We start from the raw sequence: 4,722 nt of genomic DNA on the forward strand, positions 1-4,722 counted from the left end.
CCCTCCCCCCGGACGGTGTCCGGGGTCAACCCACGTGGCGGGCCCGTGGCGCCTTTGGTCAGGCGCTCTTGCGGTTGTCTCGGGGATGGACCGCGATGTTCATCGCCCCGGAGCGCAGGACGGCCAGCCGTTCGGCCAGCACCTCCTCCAACTCCTCCAGCGTGCGCCGCTCCATGAGCATGTCCCAGTGCGTGCGCGCCGGTTGACGGATTCTCCTCCGGGCCCTCTCCGTCCACCAGGAGAGCGGTCTGGCCGCAGGCGCGGCACTCCCACTCCGGCGGAATCTCGGCCTCTACCGAGAACGGCATCTCAAATCGATGGCCGTTTCGGCATGCGTACTCAACGGTCTGGCGCGGGGCCAGATCGATACCGCGGTCGGTCTCGTAGCTGGTGGCCCCGAGTCGCGTGCCGCGGAGAGCTCGCTCACTCATGAATCGTGCCTCCCGGGCTTGGTCGCCCACAGGACAGGTGTCGCTGTCGTCGTCATCCGGTCAACGTCCGGTCGGCGGTGAAGATTCCCGTTGAGGGATATGCGTCGCCCGTCGTGTCAGCCCTGTTTGTACCCACCGGTGCCCGTTTTGTCACATCTGGGCAAATATGTCACCCGGTGTCGTCCTATCTTTTGCTTGCAGTAACGGTCAAGCTACTGGGTCAACCGCGTACACTACCGGTCCTCGCCATCCAGGGCTAAATCGCCCCGCGCCCGCACCGCGCCGACCGCCGCACCGGGCGCCCCGGGCGCCGGCCCCCGCCGTCCGCACCCCCGCACTCCTACCCCGCCACCCGGCGGGGAACCGGACGGCGGCGCCGGCCCAACCCCCCTGGCGGTCCGACAAGCCCCCGTGGCACCCTGTGGACTGGATGAGTCGTCGTTTCCCGGCCAATCCCCGGAAGGTGGACTGAAGCTTATGTCGCAGTGGACTGCTTCGGTGAGCGCGGCGCACCTGGCCCGGCTGCTCGAACCCCGACCGCTGGCCGGCCGGGGCGGTCGCCGGCTCCCCGCCTACCGCGGGCTGGCCGACGGTATCCGGCTGCTGGTGCTGGAGGGCCGCGTCCAGGTCGCGGCCCGGCTGCCGGCCGAACGCGAACTCGCGCTCGCCCTCGGCGTCAGCCGGACCACCGTCGCCGCCGCGTACGAGGCGCTGCGCGCCGAGGGCTTCGCCCGCTCCCGGCGCGGCGCCGGCAGCTGGACCGCGATCCCCGAGGGGCATGTACTGCCCTCCCGCAGCCTGGAACCGCTGCCCCCGGACGCCGCCGGCTCGGCGATCGACCTCGGCACCGCCGCGCTGCCGGCCCCCGAGCCCTGGCTGACCCGGGCGATGGAGGGCGCGCTGGCCGACCTGCCCGCCTACGCCGCCACCCACGGCGACTTCCCGGCCGGGCTCCCGGTGCTGCGCGAGGCGATCGCCGACCGCTACACCGCCCGCGGGGTGCCCACCATGCCGGAGCAGATCATGGTGACCACCGGGGCGATGGGCGCGATCGGCGCCGCCGCCCGCCGGCTGGCCGGCCTCGGCGAGCGGGTGGCCGTGGAGTCGCCCAGCTACGCCAATGTGCTGGAGCTGTTCCGCGAGACCGGCTCCCGGCTGGTGCCGGTGGCGCTGCGCGAGGGCCTCGGCGGCTGGGACATGGACGCCTGGCGGCGGGTGCTGCGGGACGCCGCACCCCGGATGGCCTACGTCATGCCGGACTTCCACAACCCGACCGGGACCTTGGTGGGCGACGACGAGCGGCGCGACCTGGTGGAGGCGGCCCGGGCGGCCGGCACCGTGGTCGTCGCCGACGAGACGATGGCCGAACTCGTGCTGGACGGCGAGGAGTCGGGCGTCCGGCCGATGGCCGCCTTCGACCGCGGCGGCACGGTGATGACGGTCGGCTCGGCGAGCAAGGCGATGTGGGCGGGGCTGCGGATCGGCTGGGTCCGGGGTACGCCCGACGTGGTGCGCGGACTGGTCTCGGCCCGCGCCTACCTCGACCTCGGCTCCCCGGTGATCGACCAGCTCGCGGTGGCCTGGCTGCTGCGCGGCGGCGGCTGGGAGCAGGCGCTCGCCGCCCGCCGCCGGCGGGCCGCCGAGTGCCGGGACGACCTGGTGGCGGCCCTGCGCCAGCAGGTCCCCGACTGGGAGTTCACCGTCCCGCGGGGCGGGATGACGATGTGGGTCCGGACCGGGGACGTCTCCGGCTCGCGGGTGGCCGTGGCCGGCGAGCGCCTCGGCGTCCGGGTCCCCTCCGGGCCCCGCTTCGGTGTGGACGGGGCCTTCGAGTCCTACGTCCGCATCCCCTTCACCGTCAGCGGCCCCCTCGCCCTGGAGGCCGCCGCGCGGCTGGCCCGGGCCGCCGACCTGGTCCGCTCCGGCGGCGGCGCGGACAGCGAGGGCACCGGGCTCTTCGTGGCCTGAGCCGGGAACGGATCGAGGACCCGGCTCCGGCCGGCCCGCCCCGGACCGACCGCCCGGCCGCCGGCGGCACCCCGGCCGGCGGCCCACCGCACCCGCGAACCCCTCCTGGAATCAGCCCAGTTCGAGGTCGGCGACCGTGCGTACCACCGCCTCCTTGTGCAGGGCGACCCGCTCCGGGTCCGGGGCGGGCGGCGCCGGGTCGCCGTGCTCCACCGCCGGGAGCGGCGGCGCGCCGGGCAGCAGCGCGAGGACCGCCTCACGGTCGGCGGGGGAGGTCTCCTCGTCGTACGGATCGGGCGTCGAGGGGACCTGGAGGCGCAGCACCGGGCCCGTGCCGAGGCGGGCGTAACCGCGGCCCGGCGGCACCTCGGCGGCCGGGGTGGTCCGCTGCGGGGCGCCCAGGACCGCGGCGACGTGGTCGGGGGCGAGCGGGCCGAGCACCACCCGGGCCCGGGTCTGGGCGATCACCACCGGGGCCAGCGCCTCGGTGGCGTCGAGCTGGTCGGCGACCGCCACCGCCACATTGGCCGTACGCCCGTGCCGCAGCGGTACGTCCAGCAGGGCCTGCGGGTCGGGCCGTCCCTCCGCCATCGCCAGCTGGGTGAGCGCGGTCGGCCGGTCGACCAGGATCCACAGCGGCCGGCGGACGTCGGCGGGGACCTGGCTGCCGGACTGCCGCGCCCGGTTGACCGCGATCAGCCGCCGCTCGGTCTCGCGGCCGGCCCACTCCAGCGTCGCCGCCGCGCCGAGCAGGCCGTCCTCCACCGCCAGCACGCCGGGCCGCCCGGCCAGGCACGCGTACTCGCCCTCGCCGCTGCCGTCGATCACCACGATGTCGCCGTGCACCAGCGCCTGGAGCGCGATCGAGCGCAGCAGGCTCGTGGTACCCGTGCCGGGCTGGCCCAGGGCCAGCAGATGCGGTTCGACCGAGCGTGCCCCGGTCCGCCACACCACCGGCGGCGCGTCCTGCGTCTCGCCGCCCACGCTGACCGGCACCGTCCGCCGCACGGAGTCGGTGTCGGTGAAGCCGAGCACCGTCTCGCCCGGTGCGGTGACGAACCGCTGCGCGACCACGTTCGTCGGCAGCGCGGGCAGCGCGACGAGGGTGAGGTGGTTCTCCTCCTCGTTCCAGTCGAAGCGGTACTCCCGGCCCCGCCCGGCCTTGGCGTGCAGCAACTGCTCCACCCGGGTGCGCGAGTCGGCCTCGCCGTCGGTGAAGTACGCCGGGTAGCGCAGGTGCAGCCGCACCAGCCGGCCGTCCTTGAACTCGTGGGCGCTGAAGGCCTTGTCCCAGCTGCCGTCGTGCGCGTAGAGCGGCGCGGGGTCGGCGGCGTCGGACAGGTACGGCACCAGCGCCTCGTACAGCGACTGCAGGCGCACCTGCTGCGCCTCGGTGGGTCCGGCCGGCGCCGAGCCGGCCCGGTCGCGGCCCATCCAGGCGGCGGAGGCCAGCAGCGCGACGACGCCGAGGACCGGGCCGTACGGCATCATCAGCACCACGACGACGCCCGCGGCGGCCAGCAGCAGCGCGGGCCCGCGCTGGTCCTTCGCGGTGCGGCCCCACCAGCCCCCGGCCCAGACGGCCTGCCGGCGCAGCCCGCGGGCGATGGAAATAACGGGATGGAGCACGTCGGTCGCGCTGTCGGCGGCGGTACGCGCCAGATCTCGGCTGCGGACGAGCGCCGGCCGGCTGCTCAGGATGCTGGGAAGGGGACGCCTGGCCACGGATGCTCCACGGGGTGCTTCGGGGGTGATTCGGGGGGTGGTTCGCGGGATGGGGTGCACAGGGGGGACGGGACGCCTGGGGACGTCCCGGGCGGCGGGCCATGGATACGGGCCCGGAGCGGATCGACCGCCGCCGGGCCCATGGCGAGAGGGGAGTGGCAGGTGCGGCACGAGCGGCCGCCGGCGGCGGCGCTAGATCTTGAGCCCGCTGATCAGGCTGGCCAGGCTCTGCCCGCTCGCCTTGATGCTCGGGGCGATCGCGGAGCCCGCGAGGTAGAAGCCGAAGAGCGTGCACACCAGCCCGTGCGACACCTTCAAGCCGTCCTTGCGGAAGAACAGGAAGCAGATGACGCCGAGAAGAACGACGCCGGAGATGGAAAGGATCATGGGGCTCTTCTCCTGGGTGATGGGGACGGTCACCTTCAGTTCCTCAAGGCTCACAAAAAGTGATGGATCACGCTCAGTGGCAAACGGGTGATTGTCCGCCGGTCTCCACCACGCGGGTGAGTCCCGGGGCGCCGCCCGCCGGGCTCCGGCGCGACGGTTGCCCGGCGGCGCGGCCCCGGGCGCCGTCCCGGCGCCCGCACCGCACGTCGGG

Annotated in this window: 3 protein-coding genes and 1 pseudogene; 1 reads left to right on the forward strand and 3 read right to left on the reverse strand. The window is 74.8% G+C overall.

What is annotated here, in order from left to right; all coding sequences use genetic code 11:
* Positions 1-58 precede the first annotated feature (58 nt).
* Positions 59-431: pseudogene (locus GA0115240_RS15745) on the reverse strand (RNA polymerase-binding protein RbpA).
* Positions 432-908: 477 nt separating this feature from the next.
* Here GA0115240_RS15745 and GA0115240_RS15750 point away from each other — a divergent pair.
* On the forward strand, positions 909-2,399 hold the full coding sequence (locus GA0115240_RS15750) for a MocR-like transcription factor YczR (protein WP_093737302.1): 1,491 nt from the start codon (positions 909-911) through the stop codon (positions 2,397-2,399).
* 111 nt (positions 2,400-2,510) lie between these two features.
* Here the strand turns inward: GA0115240_RS15750 and GA0115240_RS15755 are convergent, their stop codons facing one another.
* A complete protein-coding gene (locus GA0115240_RS15755; protein ID WP_256069826.1) occupies positions 2,511-4,124 on the reverse strand; it encodes a hypothetical protein in 1,614 nt (537 codons plus the stop codon).
* A 192-nt stretch (positions 4,125-4,316) separates the two neighbouring features.
* The gene (locus GA0115240_RS15760) at positions 4,317-4,511 is read right to left on the reverse strand and encodes a hypothetical protein (protein ID WP_093737303.1); all 195 of its coding nucleotides are present in this window, start codon (positions 4,509-4,511) and stop codon (positions 4,317-4,319) included.
* Between the last annotated feature and the right edge of the window lie 211 nt (positions 4,512-4,722).

Origin of the sequence: Streptomyces sp. DvalAA-14 (genome assembly GCF_900091855.1) — a bacterium.
Classification (GTDB): Bacteria; Actinomycetota; Actinomycetes; order Streptomycetales; family Streptomycetaceae; genus Actinacidiphila.